Genomic DNA, 17,261 nt, shown 5'->3' on the forward strand with positions numbered 1-17,261 from the left:
TTTCTCCTTTACAATGAAATGTAAGGGAGTGGATAACATGAAAAAACGCAGACTAGGAAATTCAGACTTGCTAGTTTCTGAAATCGGGCTCGGATGCATGTCATTGGGGACTGTTGAAAATCAGGCATCCGAAATCATACAGGCCGCTTTAGATGAAGGAATCAATTATTTTGATACTGCTGACTTATATGATTTCGGCATGAATGAAGAAATCGTCGGAAAGAATTTAAAATCGGTCCGCGATAAGGTATACATAGCCACCAAGGTCGGAAACCGCTGGAATGAAAACAAAGATTCCTGGAGCTGGGATCCATCTGGCGAATATATTAAAACGGCAGTAAAAGATAGCATAAAGAGATTGGGAACTGACTATATTGATCTTTATCAGTTACATGGCGGCACCATTTCAGACAATATCGGAGAAACGATAGAAGCATTTGAAGATTTGAAAAAAGAAGGCTATATCCGATATTATGGAATTTCCTCGATTCGTCCGAATGTGATCAAGGAATTCTCGGAAAAGTCTAAGCTTGATTCCGTGATGATGCAGTTTAATCTACTCGACCGCCGCCCAGAAGAGTGGATGTCCCTTTTGGCCAACAAACAGATCAGCATTATTGCCCGTGGCCCCCTTGCCAAAGGGCTGCTCAGTGAAAAAATGCTTGAAAAGGCAAATGAGGATGGATACCTTGACTATAGCTATCACGAACTTAAAGATTTGCTTCCGGAAATAAAGGACAAACTTTCCGATAGGAAGTTGAATGAAACGGCACTTCAATATGTATTGTCCCATCCAAGCGTCGCTTCCGTTGTACCAGGAGCAAGCTCAGTACAGCAGCTCCGTGAGAACTGCCAGGCCGCTAACAGTCCTTCACTGTCCAAAACCGAGTTGGATATCTTAAAGCAGTTGACCAAAGCGAACAAATATGAAAGTCACCGGGATTAAAAAGAATGGAACTAAACTAAATGTTTCAAATAAATTAGGCTGCACTATCTCCGTTTAAACAACGTGATAGGCAGCCTTTTTCCGTTCCAACGTTTTTTTCGCCATACTCTCTTCTGTACCGCTTTCAAGTTTCCGATCATTCTAATTCCTTTCCAAACCCATTTAACGGTTTTAAACTTTTCATTGGACATCCCAAAATTAATATTGTAAAATTCAGTTGTGCACAATTAAAAATAAAAATATAAGGGAGAAAAAATGATGACAAAAACATTATTTACAACGTCTGTAACAGTTGATGGCGGAAGAGAAGGAACGGCAATTTCTGCTGACGGCAACTTCACGGTTGATATTGCGATGCCTGGAACACCAAGGGCTAAACAGATGCCTGAAGCATCTAATCCGGAACAGCTTTTTGCAGCTGGATATGCTGCATGTTTTGATAGTGCTTTGCAATCAGTTGGTAAAATTGAACGCGTTCCCTTCGATTCCAAGGTCACCGCAAGCGTCAGCCTATTGATGGGTGAGATGCATCAGTACAGCTTGGCTGTAACTTTGGCTGTGAAGGGATCCGGGGTCGATAAGGCGACATTCGAAACCCTTGTTCATAAAGCACATCAAATGTGTCCTTATTCAAAAGCAATCAACGGCAATGTGGACGTCGCCTTTGAAATAGATGTAGATTAAATCCGACAAAAAGACGCTTGGGGAACCCCAAGCGTCTTTTCTTTGCTAAAATTGCTGTAAAGTTTTCAATAGTTGGAGCAGTGAAGCTTTTAAATCCTCAACCACCTTCTTATCATCACCCGACATAGCCGAAATGCGATCGGGAATGAAGCAGGCCTCTTCCTGTAAACCAAGTCCCTTTTCCGTCAGCTTGATCATGACAGACCGTTCATCTTCAGTCGAACGTTCACGGACAATCAAGCCATTCTGCTCCATTCGTTTCAACATGGGAGTAAGCGTTCCTGAGTCGAGGGCAAGGAGCTCCCCAAGTTTTTTTACTGTAAGTGTATCCTGTTCCCATAATAGAAGCAGGACAAGATATTGAGGATATGTCACTTCAAGTTTATCAAGCAGCGGTTTATATTTCTTCGTCATTTCCCGCGAACTTGCATAAAGCAGGAAACATAATTGGTCTTCCAGTACTTTTTCTATTTTATTTTGCATCATATCACCAGCTAATAGTAGTCCATCCGATATGAAAGCATATCGAACTTATCTTTAATATAATCGTTATACTTTATAAAATAAAGGAATATCAGCAAGGAATGGTCTTCCTGAACAGAAAAAGGGAGCCAGCCCACTTAAAACTTAAACTGCTCCCTGTCCTTCATTTATAGTTCTTCCAGTTCAGATTGCTTTCACCCAATAGTTCTTCAAATGATTTATTCTTCTCCCGCCGCTTTCTTTCTTCTCGTTTCTTTTCTTCTTCCGCTGCCCTTTTTTCTTGTTCAGCCTCATTAAGTTCCTTTTGCTTTTGACGAAGCTGGGACATGATATCTTGATTGATCATATCACCAAGTTTCAATGAAGATGAATCTTTATCTTGGTTTTTGCTTTGAGTTTGATTTCGCGGCTGTTTCTTTTTCATCCTTAAAACCTCCTGGCCCATTTATGAAATTATTATATCACGACTGCCGTTTTCCTCGTCATCGTTTTCAAACAGTGTTTTCCCATTTCCCACATGGTAAAATAAAGAAAATCAACCTAGGAGGACCTTTCATGAAGAAATGGTGGTTTACACTCGCCGGAATCCTATCGTATATCATCGGCGTCGGCATTTATTTTTCCAATCGGATCATGTACATGAAAAAGAAGGAAGATGATTTTATCCAGAATCGTGAAATCATGGCTAAACGCCTGATCCGGGAGGATTTTGATAATCTGCCTAAAACGGAAATTTGGGTATCGTCACCATCCGGATATTCCTTGAAATGCTTGTTTATCGAACCGCATGACACCAATAAGTGGGTGATCATTTCTCATGGTGTGACGGAAAACAAAGTCAATTCGATTAAGTACATGAATATTTTTCTTAAGCGGGGCTTCAACGCAATCATTTATGACCACCGCCGGCATGGGGATTCCGGTGGCAAGACGAGCAGTTACGGACATTATGAAAAATTCGACCTGAAGGCCGTAATCGATGAATTGAAAAGACGTAAAGGTCCCGACCTTCATATTGGCATTCATGGTGAATCCATGGGGGCCGTAACCCTGCTTTTATATGCCGGAATGCTTGAAGATGGTGCTGATTTTTACGTTGCCGACTGTCCATTTTCAAATTTCGAGGATCAAATCAAACACCAGCTCAAGCATGAAGTCCCATTTCCTTCCTGGACCGTGTTTCCGCTTGGGCGTACGTTCATCAAACTCCGTGACGGATATTGGACCAACGAAGTGTCCCCAATCGATTATATAAAAAATATCCGAAACCCGGTGCTCTTCATCCATAGTGAAAATGACAGTTTCATTCCCGCTTCCATGACAGCGGAATTATATGCAGCAAAAGAGGGCCCAAAGCAGCTTTACATCGCTAAAAAAGGGGCCCACGCTCAATCTTATAATGAAAATCCAAAAGAATATGAAGATCAAATCGATCAGTTTCTAAAACTTGTCTGAGAAGAAAAAAGAGGGTATCCAAGATCCCCTCTTTGCTTTTTAGTCAGATTTTATTAAAATAACTCATCCTTGGATTCAAGATTTGATTCGGACTTTTTAATTGAAAGCTGTTCGCTTCCGGAACAAAGTCTATTTTCATGACTTCATCAAGAAAAATCTTTTTTGATTTCTCCACATATAGTGGAATCCCGTTTGTTTCCACTTTTTCGGTACCTTCTTCAGGTTCGTTGACCCACCATAGCGCGGTCACACCGCTTACCACGCAGCCACAGCCATCAGTATCATATTTCAACTGTAAATATCCTTCTTGTCCCTGTACCTTATCGGCCATTTTCTCAGCCGCTGTTTCCGTCCATTCAATATACATGATTGTACGCCTCCCGATGTTTCCCCCATTATAAACGATAAATACGCTTCTGTTAAAGAAACTGCCTTCCTTTGCAAGCTTCAGCCGACACGAAAATCACTTTCTTCATTGACCGTGCTAACAAATGCCGATTCTCATACTCCTCCGTGATACCTTTCATCACGATGCCGTTTTGAAAGGCTGTCCCTTGGGAACAGCCCTTCCGCTCATCATTCCATTATCCTTACATCCGTGATATCGGAAAGCCTGATATAGTGAGCCTGCTGAAACCGATCGACGATATGAAGCTTTTGGGTGAGCTCATTATAATAATGGATCCTGCCGATTAACAGCTGATACCGGTTGCCTTCATAATGAGCAATCGTGACATCCTTTCTTTCCTCCATCGCTTCCCCCATTACCGCATTCATTTCTTCCAGTTGCTGCTCATCCAGGATGCGCTTCGTTTCATAGCCATCCTCCACCACCCAATCCCGAAGCATCTTCACATGCTCCGGCAACATCATCGATGTCCATTTGATACGGCCGCGATCACGTATCATTCTTTTCCCTCCCTTCAAAGTCAACCTTACGCCTTATGACCACCAAGCAGCTTGCTTCGGTAAACGGCTGTACCTGCTTCTGTATACGAAACGGCACGCAATAACGATTTGGCTCCATATTTATGGCGGATTCGATCAACCGTGTAACTCAATTCCCGCTTCTTCCAGCGCGAAGCATCGAATAAAGTCAGCTGCATTTCGTTATCATCCACAATATTCGAGAGCCTGACCTCTATGCTCCGAACCGTTTTTTGCTTATAGTTCTCATGAAAAAGCTCCAGGCAAACTTTATATAGCTCCATCGTAATGTTGGTCGGTTCGCTAATTGAACGCGAACGTTGGAAACCTCCGCCGAACTCATCCTTGCTGTAACCAATGCTTAGGCTCACCGTCCTTCCTGCCTTGCGATGGGTGCGTGCCCTTCTTCCAACTTCTTCGCAAATTTCCAGCATGACCTGCTTTACCTCATGCTCCTCCTTATAATCCCGCAGCAGGATTTGACTTTTACCGAAGCTTACCTGCCCTTCGATGATCGCTGCCCCCATATCGGATAAATCTATTCCCCAAGCATGGTGGTAAAGCTGATTGCCCATAATTCCAAACTTCGCTTCAAGTAATTCAAGATCATAATTGGCAAGCTGTCCAACCGTAAATATTCCCATTCCATGAAGGGTTTTTTCTACGCGCCTGCCGATCCCCCACATTTCACGAAGCGGGGAAATCGGCCAAAGTTTGCTTGGCACATCCTCATACTTCCATTCTGCAATCCCATTATGTTTGGCTTCCAAATCAAGGCAAAGTTTTGCCATAAGCATGTTCGGTCCAATTCCAATGGCACAGGGGAGCTGTAATTCCCGTTCGATTTCATCCTTTATCTTTTCAGCTATCATCCGGGCATCTCCCCATAAAGAAGCGGCACCATCGACTTTCACAAAACTTTCGTCCACACTATATACGTGAATCGCTTCTTTGGGCACATAACGGTTGAACAAGCGGGTGATTTCCGTCGAAACCCTTAAATAGGTCGCCATTTTAGGTTCAACGACGACAATCCTCGGATCATTCGGGATCTCAAACATCCGCGAACCTGTCTTGATGCCAAATTCCTTCTTCATCTTTGGAGAAGCCGCAAGCACAATGCTCCCTGTCCTCTTCAAATCACCAACCACCGCCAGATAACAATCAAGCGGGTCCAGACCAAGCATGACCGCTGAACAGCTTGCATAAAAACTTTTCATATCGATACACATAATTGATTGTTTCGGCATCGTCCCATAATCCATCACTTCTCACCCTAACAAGAATATATGTTCGCTTTTATTATATTCATAACTTTAACCGAATATACGTTCTTATTCAATGGAAGTTTTCATACAAATTTCTACTTTTTAATGTAATTTCCTTGAAAAATATAATAGATACTAAAAATGGTTAAAATACCATATTTAAACTGAATACCCAAATAGTTTTTTTAAAAAGAATCAATTCGTAGCTTGAATAATTTTTAATGGATCCTTATACTTAGTTTTTTTAATTTTTTTCACCCTTTTCAACAGTCTTTCGTCTATTTTAAATTTAGTCTTACTACTCATTTTTTGTAATAAAACTGTAACCAAAATTATGTCTAATTGTCATAATGGTATTGTAGGATAATATTGTTAAGAATATAGAGAGATAGATAGAGAGGAAATGAAAATTATGAAGAAATGGATCGCTTCAGCTGCTGTTGCTTCTGCCATGATGCTAACCCCGCTGCAAGCCTTTGCAAATATTGGAGATCAAACCCTCAGACCCGGAATGACACATAGTGATGTCAAACAACTACAACAACTTTTAAAAACCAAAGGTTATTTCACATATTCAGGTTCACTGACTACATATTACGGCACCTATTCTGTATCAGCAGTAAAAAAATTCCAAAAAGCCAAAGGACTGACTGCCGACGGAATTGCGGGCCGTAACACATTTAATAAGCTTGGTGTTTATAAGGTCAATAATACAAGCTTGATCAGCTATGCAAAAACCTTAATAGGCAAACCCTACAAATGGGGCGGAACAACACCAACTGGATTTGACTGCTCAGGCTTCGTCTATTACGTATTCCAGAAATCACAAGGAATCACCTTACCGCGTACAACATCCTTGCTTTATTCCAATACAGGTTTAAAAGTATCTTCACCATCTAAGGGTGACCTTGTATTCTTTGATACTTCTTCTGGAAGAACAGGGGTATCCCATGTTGGTATCTATATCGGAAATGGTCAATTCATCAGTGCTACTTCTTCTAAAGGAATAACCATCACGGATATGGATAATTCTTATTGGAAACCAAAATATTTAGGTGCGAAAACTTTATAAAATCCCATAAAACAACCGGACAGAATTCATAGTGATTCAGCCCGGTTGTTTTATTTTATATATAATATTTCATCCGTTAAATCCTCAACTGTCACCATGAATGAAGCGTCCAAGTTGGAACGGTTCATCATTTCGATATTATAAACATGCTCTGACGGTAAATGGACGACTTCGAGAACCATGAATCGCTGACTTTCCGCTTTACTGACATGATTGAGGGCAGCAGTGACCGCCCTTTGTTCGGCCAAGCTTTTTACATCCGACAAAACAAGAATCAGTTCCGCTTCCGCTTTCCCAGGAAATGCTTTCTTCACCCCGCCCCGGTGCCATGGTTTCACTTTCATCCCGATTTCCAGGTCGGAATAATCGAGAGCGTTACCATATTGATCTTGAATGGATGTATCAGTGGTCACCTTATAATACGTCCTTTTAATCAAAATCCTTTTATCGTCAAGATCCGTAATGAAACCTTCTTCCCCCTTACCGACGGCATCATCCCTGTTCCAATCAGGGGATTGACAGCTACCCAGAATAAAGGCAACGAATATGGATATATAAAGGTTTACAATCCTCTTCATACAAATCCCTCCTACTAGAAATAGACGGATCCCCCATGAAATAGTTACCAATTCATATGAAAACTTCGGTTATTTCAAAAAAGGGGAATGTCATCGACATTCCCCTTTTGCCTATTATTATATTAGACCATCTTTCGCCTTGTCCGACATCGAAAGTTGCTTACTTTTTAAAAAATGCTTTTTTTCCTAATGTTTCGGTGATTTTTGGAAACATGTTATACCATTTCCCAGCAAAATTCATCCAGCCAGGGAGATTGATTTCCCTCTTATTGGTCAGCATCGCCGCTACGATTTTAGCAGCGACATCTCCAGGCTTAAGCATGAATTTTTCAACATTTTTTAAATATGTACCTGATTCATCGGCAATGTTAAAGAAATTCGTTTCTATGGGGCCAGGATTAACGGTGGTCACAAAAACATGATCTTCCATCAGCTCAAGCCGAAGTGCGTTTGAATAGCCAAGAACCGCGAACTTAGTCGATGAGTACAATGTTGATTTAGGAGTGGCGATTTTACCGGCCTGTGAAGCGATATTGATGATATGCCCCGATTTTCTCTGCTTCATATACGGAAGAACCAGCTTTGTGCAGGCCATCAATCCAATGACGTTGACAGCAAACATTGCTTTCGTTTCATTTAATTCCGTATCCTGCGCTTCTTTAAACGTGCCGAAACCGGCATTGTTGACCAACACATCCACTTCACCTATTTGCGCATGGATGTCATTAAATACATTTGTCACCTGATCAGTGTCTGCCACGTCAAGCTTATAGGCATATGCATCAATTCCATATCGGGTGATCAATTCATTCCTTAGCTGTAGTAATTTATCCATACTTCTGGCCAAGAGGACGAGACGCCCCCCCTGCTTTGCACTTTGAATGGCAACTTCCTTGCCAATCCCTCCGGAAGCTCCAGTAATAACAATGACTTTGCCTTGCAACTTATTCAAAAAAGTGAGCCTCCTTGCGAACATTAAGCGATTGAATACAGAATGACCCCTGATTGAATTTCTGTTTCGACTTCACCCAAGTCTTCTAAATAGTCCAGCTGACCGACCGTTTCCGAAAGTGTCAGGCCCACTTCCTGAAGGTATACTTTCGGAAACAACTGCTGACATACTTCAAAGACCGATAAAGGCTTATCTTGAAGCATGCTTTTCACCTGCATGGCACGGTTATGCTGCCGCTCGAATCTATAGTGAATCAAGTCGGCAACCGCATCTCCATCCACTTCAGATCCATGTCCGGAGTAAACGGTGGATATGGAAAAATCCAATAATTTCTGAAGTGATGCATTATACTGCAGTAACGGACGAGGCCTCATGCCTCCGGGAAGTAAAGGTGGTTCCATTAATGGATTAGGTGAAATCTTGGCAAGCAAATGATCGCCAACGATCATGACCCCGTCACTTTCGCGGTAAAAGGATAAATGGCTTTGCGCATGCCCTGGAGTCTCGATCACTTTCCAGCCTGGAAGACCAGGGAGTTCATCTCCCTCAGCCAAATATCCATTCAGCTTCCGTTCACTAAGGAAACTGATTTCGTCGCGATTGTGGATCAGTTTATTTTTCAGCTCTTCTGCCACTCCGAACTTTGCGGCATAATCAAGGAAAAAACGATTATGGGTTTCTAGGAATTCATCACTGATGGTCAGCCAGCGCTGATTGTTTTTGTGTCCATAAACCGGGATCTCTTTTTCAAAGAAATCGAGTCCACCAGCATGATCAGGATGATGATGGGTTAAAATGATTTGTTCGATATCAGTCAGTTTCAGGCCCAAATCCCCAAGCCCATTAGTCAAGGCTTCTTTTGATCGTTTTGTTTTCACTCCAGTATCGATTAGCGTTAAAGCATCCCCTTTAACTACATAAACATTCACATCACCCACTGCAAACGGCGTAGGCAAAGTAATTTTTGCAATATCTCCATTCCAATTCACCATAATCTTTTCCACCTTAGAAAATTATATTTATATAAAACTTTTTATACACTAAACAGAATTCTAAGTATACTTATCATGTATAATTACCATTTTACATGTATTTTTAATTACTGTCATTATTTTCACATAATTCATGTCTATTTTTTCTCGTCCATGCATATATTATCATTGACAGAGTGCTAATTTATCCTTCATAATCACAAGTAATTAAAGACGGCATGGCTTTGATTAAGGCCAAGTAAATTATTGATGGCGTAAAGAGAGTGAAGCTCGGAATGTGCTGAAAGGCTTCATCGCCCCCTCATTATTGAACCTACCTTATGAGCCTTCAGGAAAACCTGACGTAATTCCCGCGTTAGAGGATTCAAGTGCAGCTTTTCTGTTTATTTATTATGGGAAAGTTGAACAAAGGTGGTACCACGGAAGCTAGACCTTTCGTCCTTTATTGGATGAGGGGTCTTTTTGTTTTTTAAAAAAAGGCCGAAAACTTTAAAAGAAAAAGGAGCGGGAAATATGAAGAAAATCGCATTTATCGGAGCTGGATCGATGGCAGAAGCAATCATTTCGGGGCTGGTGACCCAACAGGTAATTGAACCGGCAAATATTTTTGTAACAAATAAATCAAATGATGATCGGTTCGATTATTTAAAGAACCAATATGGTGTAACTGCCACAAGATCGCTGCAGCTATTAGTACAGGATGCCAACCTTGTCGTGCTGGCGGTGAAACCGAAAGATATTTTAGAAACAATGCAATCAATAAAAGAATATATTCGTGAAGAAATGCTGTTCATTTCCGTTGTTGCCGGGGTCCATACAACAAGCTTGGAAGGTATCGCCAACAAACGGTTCTCGATTGTCCGTGCCATGCCTAATACATCGGCAGCTGTAGGAAAATCAGCAACGGCCCTTGCGGCTAACTGTCATACGAAAGAAGGGCAATTACAAACGGCGATTACCCTTTTTGAAACGGTAGGTACAGTGGCAGTTGTCGAAGAAACCCAGCTAGATGCGGTAACAGGCTTATCTGGCAGCGGTCCGGCTTATATTTATTACTTGGTCGAGGCATTGGAAAAATCAGCAGAAAAAATAGGTCTCGATTCCGAAACCGCTAAGCAATTGATTCTCCAGACACTGATGGGTGCGGCCGATATGTTACAGAAATCACCTAAAACGCCTGCCGTACTAAGAAAGGAAGTAACTTCACCAGGCGGAACGACTGAAGCAGGTCTGAAAGCACTTCAAGCACATCAGGTGGAAGAAGCATTCATTGCCTGTGTACAAGAAGCGACTGAGCAATCGAAGCGGATGGGCAATCAAATAAGTAAAGAACTAGCCAAATATGTCGTTTCGCAGTAAGGCATGATGATGATCGGCTGTTGCAAGGCAACAGCCCTTTTTTCTAAGGGGTAATCTTTCCGTAGTGTGCGTTACTTTATAATCAGCATATCATTTTCATCAAAACTCCAATCCTTCGAATACGCAACCTCCCAATAGTAACCATCGGGGTCTGAAAAATATCCGCTGTACCCTCCCCAAAAAACATCCTGGGGTGATTTCTCGATTGTTCCCCCGGCCTTTTCAGCTTTGTTGATCACATCATCCACTTCTTCAATTGATTTAGCATTATAAGCAAGCGTAAGTCCCGGGAAACCATTTTTCTTAGGCGGTTCTTTCTCATTGATGTCTTTTGCTAGCTCCTCTAAAGGATACAAAGCAAGTTTCGTTCCGGCATTATTAAAAAAAACGATTGCGGGTTCGTCCTCTTTAACCGTTGTATGAAATCCCAACCCGTCCCGGTAAAACCTTAATGATTCAGCAATATCCCTGACACCTAAAGTTATAATATTGATCCTGTTCATACTGGTCCTCCTTTTTCATGTTTTAAGGGTAAATTCGACATCTGCATCACATTTCCCTTTTTAGCTTGTTTACCATCATCCATGCCATCACAAATGCTTCTAAAAGTTCCTAACAACGCTACCATTTGCAAAAAGCTGTCCACAGGGAATTCCACCTTGGATTGCCCCTCATGCAAATTACGTAGGAATTCCACTTTCTTTGCCGAATGAATACATGTTTTGTCAACTGTAAAGGAATTTCCTTATACTTATCGAATTCAACAACCAAAAGGGGGAATCTCGATGAATACAAGTGCAGTTGCCCGGTTACTGAATGTTTCCCATAGTACGATTCAACGCTGGGTCACCCAATTGAACATGGAAGTAGAACGGAATCAGCTTGGCCACTACCAGTTTTCGGATGAAGACATTGCATTATTGAGAAAAATCCAAGATCAGCTGAACGAGGGCATCATTCTCCAAAAGGTCAGCATCTCAGAGAAGAAGCTTAGAAAAGCAACCATCCAGAAACACTCCGAACCGAATGATCAACTGCTTGAACGGGTCAACAGGCTTGAAAATGGCCTGAAAACAAAAGCGGACGATGTTGTATCTTATCAGCTTTTACAGCACAGAAGTGAAATGGAAGAAATGCACAAACTCGTTAAGAAGCTTGAAGCCCGTATCGAAGCGCTAGAAAAACCAATGGGTCAAAACTTTGATTATTTCCTCGCGGCTGAAGAAGCTGCTGCCACTAAAAAGACGAAGAAAAGGCCATTCATAAAAATGATTTTTGGAAACAGAAAGAACGATAGTTCATCATGGAGCACAGCCGACAGCGATTGACATCGTTTTTCAAGATCACTCATGAACACCCACGATAGCCATTTTTCTTAAGCAAAACATTTCTTCAGTAACAGGACTTCAGTAATAGGACCTGACCTTATTAATTACCCCAAAATAAAAAGGCCCTGACCCAATATTAATCTATCTGGGTCGGGCCTTTTCATCATCTTAAATCAACACTGCACGGTCATTGAGCATTTTTTCGCCTTTAATGCGCTGGAATTCGTTAAGCAGTTTTTCGACGGTTAGCTTCTGCTTTTCAGCGCCTCTGGCTTCAAAAATGATCTGTCCCTTATCCATCATAATCAAGGAATTTCCAAGATCGATTGCCTGCTGCATATTATGAGTCACCATCAACGTCGTTAACTGGTTATTTTCGACGATTTCCTTCGTCAGGTTTGTAACGAGCTCTGCCCGTGAAGGATCAAGTGCTGCTGTATGTTCGTCAAGTAGCAGGATTTTAGGGTCGGTGAAGGTCGCCATCAGCAATGATAGTGCCTGGCGCTCCCCTCCTGATAATAATCCCACTTTTGCAGTCATCCGATTTTCCAAGCCTAAATGAAGGGTGCCCAAACACTCTTTAAAAAGTTCTTTCCGTTTTTTTGTCACCCCAAAGCCTAAACCTCTTTTATTGGTTCTGCCATAGGCAATCGCCATATTTTCTTCAATAGTCATATGTGGTGCCGTCCCCAGCATGGGATCCTGAAAAACACGGCCAATCATTTTGGCACGGGCATGTTCTTCAATGGCCGATACGTTTTCACCATCGATGATGACTTCACCTGCATCAGGGAGAATTTTACCGGAAATCATATTCATCAACGTCGATTTACCTGCTCCATTACTTCCGATGACTGTTACAAATTCACCTTTTGTCATCTGCAGTTCCAGATTTCCAAGGGCTAACTTTTCATCTGGCGTTCCCTCATTGAAAACTTTATAAATCTGATTTAACTGAAGCATATTCTTCCCTCCCTTTCGGTAAAGTCCCATCATGGCGCATCTGTATTTCTTTAAGCCGCCTTTTCTTCCGGGTTTTTTCCTTTTGCTTATCAGAAATTTTAGGAATGACAAGTGCCCCGACCACAATAAGTGCCGTAATTAATTTAACATCACCCGTTTCAAGGAATTCAACGCGAAGTGCCAAAGTTACGACGATTCGGTAAATGATCGCCCCTCCTATGACTGCCAGCGTAGCACGTGCAATCGTTTTTGCACCAAATAGAGCCTCACCGATTATGACGGATGCCAATCCGATGACAATGATTCCAATCCCCATGCCTATATCGCTAAAACCGTTATATTGGGCAACCAAGGATCCCGAAAAAGCCACTAGTGCATTTCCGATTGCAAGTCCCAGGATCTTCATGTTGCCGGTATGGGCGGAAAAACTCTTGACCATGGCCTCATTATCACCAGTCGCCCGTAAGGCAAGACCAATTTCCGTTTTTAAAAAGGCTGACATTCCTGCTTGGATGACTACAGCCACAATCAGCATAACGATTAATATGGCCCACGTTTTCGGCAGGCTGTCACCGAGACCCACGAATGATAAAAGACCATTCAACAAATTGTCCAACCCGGTGCCAGCCCAGGCATCCTGGATATTCGTGACAATGGTTGTTTGGGAAAGCAACGGAATGTTGGATGCACCCATGATCCTCAAATTGATCGAGTAGAGCGCAATCATCATTAAGATACCCGCCAAGAGAGGATTGATTTTCCCTTTCGTATGCAGGAACCCCGTTATCGTCCCAGCGATGAACCCTGCCACCATGGCACTCAACGTGGCAACGATCGGCGAGTAACCGTTAACGATCATAATCGCGGCAACAGAGGCCCCTGTCACAAAACTGCCTTCCACAGTCATATCCGGGAAGTCGAGAATCCTGAATGTTAAATAAACACCTAGTGCCATGATCGCATAAATCATTCCCGACTCAAAAGAGTTGAATAAGGCTGAGAACATTTTTTTCTTCCTTCCCCGAACAAAAGCAGAGTTTATTTTACAAACTCAGCATCTGCTTTCCATTCTTCTTTTATTTCAACACCCATATCTTTTGCTGCTTTTTCATTGATGACCAATTTCAGTTTTTGTGGATATTGAACCGGGATATCTCCAGGTTTTTTACCATCCTTCAGGATTTCAACCGCTTTTTGCCCCGCTTCATAACCAATGTCATAGTAACTGAAGCCATATGCTGCAAAACCGCCAGCATTCACGGAATCAAGTTCGCCGACAAACAATGGGATATCTTGATCATTTGCCACGGAAATGACCGATTCCAATGCCGAGACAACTGTATTATCAGTAATGATATAGAAAGCATCCGCTTTTCCGATTAAAGATTCCGTTGCCTGTTTAACATCCGCTGAAGTCGAGACGGATGCTTCCACGACTTTCAAACCAGCTTTTTTCGCTTCCGCTTTCACATTCTTTATTTGGATGACTGAATTTTGCTCCCCTGTATTATAGACAGTTCCAATTGTCTTCGCCCCAAGCTCTTCCGCTAGGAATTTCATTGACTTTGCAATGGCTTCAGGATGGGAATCCGTCGTACCCGTCACGTTTCCGCCTGGTTTTTCCAAAGAAGTAACAAGTTCACCCGCTACAGGATCGGTAACAGATGTAAAGACGATCGGGATATCCTTGGTCGCATTTAAAGCACTTAGAGCACTAGGAGTCGAATTGGCAAATATCAGATCCACTTTATCCCCAACAAAGTTATTGGCAATCGTCTGACTGTTGTTTTGGTCACCCTGTGCAATTTGAAGATCATATTTGGCATTGATGTCACTGTCCTTCAGTGCCGCCTGGAATCCTTCATATGCTTGATCCAGGGAATCATGCTGAACGATTTGCGTTACCCCAATGTTGAAGGTATCCTTTCCGCTTTCATCCTTTGCCGTATCTTTTTCCTTGTCATTTCCACACCCAGCCAATAATAAACCTGCGACCAATGTCATGGCTGCTGTTGAATATAATTTCTTTTTCATATTTTCCCCCCGCTTTTTCCTTATTTAAAATAATGTTTTTCTAATGATGCCAGCTATTTTCGCTTTTATTTCCTAAATTATAATCGTTTAGTCCCAATTATTCCAATATATTTTTTAACTTTTTAGAATTTTTTGAGTTCTAAAGATAAAACATGAAAAAAGCTGCTGTGAAAGGTAAGGTAACTTTCACAGCAGCTTTTTGAAAAATCAGTGTTCGACGACCTGGCTGACAATTTCGGTAACTGTAGCACGATCAATTTTTTCTTTGCCTTCTTTTAGGGCTTTCAATGTGGCTTTTGCCAATTCCAAAGGTATTTTACAGAATTGGATGATCTCTTTCGTTTCAATCTCTCCAATGTACGCATCGGCTAATGCAAGATTATGTTCCGTATGGGCAAGCATCTCGTCGAAACCCCAGCCATCCGGATAAAAGTTCACACCACGTTCTGCATCTTCCTCACGGTTTCGCAGGATATTGACCGTTTGAAGTCCACGGCCAAATGCGATGGCAAGTTCACGGTCCGTTTCGGTTCCATCGTACCAGTTCCACATATCGGACAGCATGACCCCCACTAAACCTGCAACATAATATGTGTAATCATCGAGTTCCTCTTCATTATGGATTTGCCAGTCCTTAGTAACCCATTTTGCCATTCCTTCGGCCATTTCCTTAGTCGACTCCAAGACTTTGGATTTTGCACCGGGAGGACAAAATTCAATCCAGTCCGAAAGAAACAGGGTCACCTCGGGCAGATCATCCTTATATGGTTCAAATAACGATTGAAGATCTTCTTCCCTGAAATCAGCATCAAGCTCACTAAGGGCCTGTAACAGGGAAACCTTAATATCTGCTGGAAGACCTGGGTGGTCCTCGATCTCATCGATGGCGCGCATGCAAAGGTATGCAGCTCCAATGGCCTCTTGTAATCCCTTTGGAAGATAGCTGATCGGAATGAAAAAAGTCCGGCTTGTTTTTAGGAGAAAATCCATTGCTTTAGTATGTAGGGCACTTTTGTCAGTCATATTTACACTCCTTTAAATATCCAATGAACAATTGATTAATTATATCAAACATTAGCTTTGATTTCAGCTGCCCGATTCCTCTGAATACAAAGGAATTTTAATGGCCATTAGATCTTCACCCATAATCGTGTTTGGAAAAATCGCATTGCTTTCCTCTTTTAGCCTCTCGGCATCCTCCGGAGTATACCGTGAGCTGATATGCGTAAGGATTAGATGCTTAGCTCCCGCTTTCAAAGCCGTTTCTGCAGCCTGAACGGTGGTCGAATGATAATAGGCTGATGCCATTTCCGCTTCTTCCGCTGAAAATGTAGCTTCATGAACAAGGTAATCCGCCGATTCAGCAAGAATGAGCGCATTGCTGCACATTCTTGTATCACCAAGAATCGTGATGATCCGGCCTTTTTGCGGAGCACTGAGATAGTCCTTCCCATTTAAGACACGGCCATCATCGAGAGAGACCGTTTGCCCATTTTTCAATGCTTTAAAAAGAGGCCCCGGCTTCACACCTTCAGACCGCAGCCGGTCGACCAGTAAGCTTCCCGGACGATCTTTTTCCACAATCCGGTAACCGATGCTGTAAATGCCATGATCAAGCGACATGGCCGTCACTGTGAATTGTTCGTCCTCAAACACTTCGCCTTCTTCTATTTCGATGATTTCCAAGGGATATTTTAAATGAGTTCCACTCACCTGTAAGCTCGTCATAATAAATGCCTCTATGCCTTGTGGACCATATACGGTCAATTTATCCACTCCGCCCTGAAAAGATCTGCTGCTTAAAAATCCAGGTAGTCCGAAGATGTGATCACCATGTAAATGGGTGATGAAAATTTTTTCAACCTTTCGCGGTTTGACTGCCGTTTTTAATATTTGATGCTGTGTTGCTTCCCCACAATCGAATAACCAAACCTTCCCACGTTCTTCCAATAATTGAAGGGCGATTGATGTCACATTACGCGCTTTAGCCGGAACCCCAGCGCCTGTACCCAATAAAACGAAATCCACTCATACTACCTCCGTTGCAAATACTTTATGACTTAACTATAGCATAACCAAGGTGCTCTTTCATTTATGACCCATTAAAACAGAAACCAAATTAAACTTTTAATGAAATATAGAGAAAAAATGCGCAAATTGATTGCTTTGAGGGAAAGCTAAACGTAAAATTAGAAATTGGTACACATTCGGGAATTCCAA

At 42.1% G+C, this 17,261-nt stretch carries 21 protein-coding genes; 6 read left to right on the forward strand and 15 right to left on the reverse strand.

Features of this window, described 5'->3' with window-relative positions; translation table 11 throughout:
* Positions 1-37 precede the first annotated feature (37 nt).
* Together ACIROD_RS04380 and ACIROD_RS04385 are read left to right on the forward strand one after the other, a co-directional pair.
* On the forward strand, positions 38-946 hold the full coding sequence (locus ACIROD_RS04380) for an aldo/keto reductase (RefSeq protein WP_402938265.1): 909 nt from the start codon (positions 38-40) through the stop codon (positions 944-946).
* Positions 947-1,204: 258 nt separating this feature from the next.
* Entirely contained in the window at positions 1,205-1,630 is a 426-nt protein-coding gene (locus ACIROD_RS04385; protein WP_101222481.1) for an Ohr family peroxiredoxin, read from the forward strand.
* Between the two features lie 45 nt (positions 1,631-1,675).
* Here the strand turns inward: ACIROD_RS04385 and ACIROD_RS04390 are convergent, their stop codons facing one another.
* Both ACIROD_RS04390 and ACIROD_RS04395 read right to left on the reverse strand, forming a co-directional pair.
* Positions 1,676-2,113, reverse strand: coding sequence for a MarR family winged helix-turn-helix transcriptional regulator (locus ACIROD_RS04390; RefSeq protein WP_096337652.1), 438 nt, complete (start codon positions 2,111-2,113; stop codon positions 1,676-1,678).
* Positions 2,114-2,276: 163 nt separating this feature from the next.
* Positions 2,277-2,537 carry a YqkE family protein gene (locus ACIROD_RS04395; protein ID WP_101222483.1) on the reverse strand — a complete coding sequence of 87 codons (261 nt, stop codon included), beginning with the start codon at positions 2,535-2,537 and terminating at the stop codon, positions 2,277-2,279.
* 131 nt (positions 2,538-2,668) lie between these two features.
* On the opposite strand from ACIROD_RS04395, the gene ACIROD_RS04400 reads away from it, so the two are divergent.
* The gene (locus ACIROD_RS04400; protein WP_402938270.1) at positions 2,669-3,568 is read left to right on the forward strand and encodes an alpha/beta hydrolase; all 900 of its coding nucleotides are present in this window, start codon (positions 2,669-2,671) and stop codon (positions 3,566-3,568) included.
* A gap of 43 nt (positions 3,569-3,611) precedes the next feature.
* Here the strand turns inward: ACIROD_RS04400 and ACIROD_RS04405 are convergent, their stop codons facing one another.
* From ACIROD_RS04405 to ACIROD_RS04415, 3 genes are all read right to left on the reverse strand, one after another.
* On the reverse strand, positions 3,612-3,935 hold the full coding sequence (locus ACIROD_RS04405) for an iron-sulfur cluster biosynthesis family protein (RefSeq protein WP_402938273.1): 324 nt from the start codon (positions 3,933-3,935) through the stop codon (positions 3,612-3,614).
* A gap of 209 nt (positions 3,936-4,144) precedes the next feature.
* Entirely contained in the window at positions 4,145-4,477 is a 333-nt protein-coding gene (locus tag ACIROD_RS04410) for a YolD-like family protein (RefSeq protein WP_402938276.1), read from the reverse strand.
* Positions 4,478-4,503: 26 nt separating this feature from the next.
* On the reverse strand, positions 4,504-5,763 hold the full coding sequence (locus ACIROD_RS04415) for a Y-family DNA polymerase (RefSeq protein WP_101222487.1): 1,260 nt from the start codon (positions 5,761-5,763) through the stop codon (positions 4,504-4,506).
* 412 nt (positions 5,764-6,175) lie between these two features.
* On the opposite strand from ACIROD_RS04415, the gene ACIROD_RS04420 reads away from it, so the two are divergent.
* Positions 6,176-6,835, forward strand: a complete 660-nt coding sequence (locus ACIROD_RS04420; RefSeq protein ID WP_402938279.1) for a C40 family peptidase — start codon at positions 6,176-6,178, stop codon at positions 6,833-6,835.
* Between the two features lie 50 nt (positions 6,836-6,885).
* Here the strand turns inward: ACIROD_RS04420 and ACIROD_RS04425 are convergent, their stop codons facing one another.
* The 3 genes from ACIROD_RS04425 to ACIROD_RS04435 form a co-directional block, all read right to left on the reverse strand.
* Positions 6,886-7,413 (reverse strand): hypothetical protein, encoded by a 528-nt coding sequence (locus ACIROD_RS04425; protein WP_402938282.1) that lies wholly within the window; start codon positions 7,411-7,413, stop codon positions 6,886-6,888.
* Between the two features lie 160 nt (positions 7,414-7,573).
* Positions 7,574-8,365: an SDR family NAD(P)-dependent oxidoreductase gene (locus tag ACIROD_RS04430; RefSeq protein ID WP_402938284.1), complete on the reverse strand. Its 792-nt coding sequence runs from the start codon at positions 8,363-8,365 to the stop codon at positions 7,574-7,576.
* A gap of 23 nt (positions 8,366-8,388) precedes the next feature.
* Positions 8,389-9,357 carry an MBL fold metallo-hydrolase gene (locus ACIROD_RS04435; protein WP_402938287.1) on the reverse strand — a complete coding sequence of 323 codons (969 nt, stop codon included), beginning with the start codon at positions 9,355-9,357 and terminating at the stop codon, positions 8,389-8,391.
* A 513-nt stretch (positions 9,358-9,870) separates the two neighbouring features.
* On the opposite strand from ACIROD_RS04435, the gene proC reads away from it, so the two are divergent.
* On the forward strand, positions 9,871-10,716 hold the full coding sequence (gene proC / locus ACIROD_RS04440; protein ID WP_402938289.1) for a pyrroline-5-carboxylate reductase: 846 nt from the start codon (positions 9,871-9,873) through the stop codon (positions 10,714-10,716).
* 71 nt (positions 10,717-10,787) lie between these two features.
* Here proC and ACIROD_RS04445 read toward each other — a convergent pair whose 3' ends face one another.
* Both ACIROD_RS04445 and ACIROD_RS04450 read right to left on the reverse strand, forming a co-directional pair.
* Positions 10,788-11,219, reverse strand: a complete 432-nt coding sequence (locus ACIROD_RS04445; RefSeq protein WP_101222493.1) for a VOC family protein — start codon at positions 11,217-11,219, stop codon at positions 10,788-10,790.
* The gene (locus tag ACIROD_RS04450; protein ID WP_402938292.1) at positions 11,216-11,362 is read right to left on the reverse strand and encodes a hypothetical protein; all 147 of its coding nucleotides are present in this window, start codon (positions 11,360-11,362) and stop codon (positions 11,216-11,218) included. Before ACIROD_RS04450 ends, ACIROD_RS04445 begins: the two co-directional genes overlap by 4 nt.
* A 139-nt stretch (positions 11,363-11,501) precedes the next feature.
* Between ACIROD_RS04450 and ACIROD_RS04455 the strand changes: the two genes are divergently transcribed.
* Complete coding sequence (locus ACIROD_RS04455; protein ID WP_101222495.1) at positions 11,502-12,044, forward strand: MerR family transcriptional regulator; 543 nt, start codon at positions 11,502-11,504, stop codon at positions 12,042-12,044.
* Between the two features lie 168 nt (positions 12,045-12,212).
* On the opposite strand, the gene ACIROD_RS04460 is transcribed toward ACIROD_RS04455, so the two are convergent.
* The 5 genes from ACIROD_RS04460 to rnz form a co-directional block, all read right to left on the reverse strand.
* Positions 12,213-13,007: an ABC transporter ATP-binding protein gene (locus ACIROD_RS04460; protein ID WP_402938296.1), complete on the reverse strand. Its 795-nt coding sequence runs from the start codon at positions 13,005-13,007 to the stop codon at positions 12,213-12,215.
* On the reverse strand, positions 12,982-14,013 hold the full coding sequence (locus ACIROD_RS04465) for an ABC transporter permease (protein WP_402938299.1): 1,032 nt from the start codon (positions 14,011-14,013) through the stop codon (positions 12,982-12,984). Before ACIROD_RS04465 ends, ACIROD_RS04460 begins: the two co-directional genes overlap by 26 nt.
* A gap of 32 nt (positions 14,014-14,045) precedes the next feature.
* Positions 14,046-15,041, reverse strand: a complete 996-nt coding sequence (locus ACIROD_RS04470) for an ABC transporter substrate-binding protein (protein ID WP_239858465.1) — start codon at positions 15,039-15,041, stop codon at positions 14,046-14,048.
* 207 nt (positions 15,042-15,248) lie between these two features.
* Positions 15,249-16,064 carry a squalene/phytoene synthase family protein gene (locus ACIROD_RS04475; protein ID WP_230176986.1) on the reverse strand — a complete coding sequence of 272 codons (816 nt, stop codon included), beginning with the start codon at positions 16,062-16,064 and terminating at the stop codon, positions 15,249-15,251.
* Positions 16,065-16,127: 63 nt separating this feature from the next.
* Positions 16,128-17,069 (reverse strand): ribonuclease Z, encoded by a 942-nt coding sequence (gene rnz, locus ACIROD_RS04480; protein ID WP_402938304.1) that lies wholly within the window; start codon positions 17,067-17,069, stop codon positions 16,128-16,130.
* Positions 17,070-17,261: the final 192 nt, after the last annotated feature.

Origin of the sequence: Peribacillus sp. NPDC101481 (genome assembly GCF_044767165.1) — a bacterium.
Taxonomy (GTDB): domain Bacteria; phylum Bacillota; class Bacilli; order Bacillales; family DSM-1321; genus Peribacillus.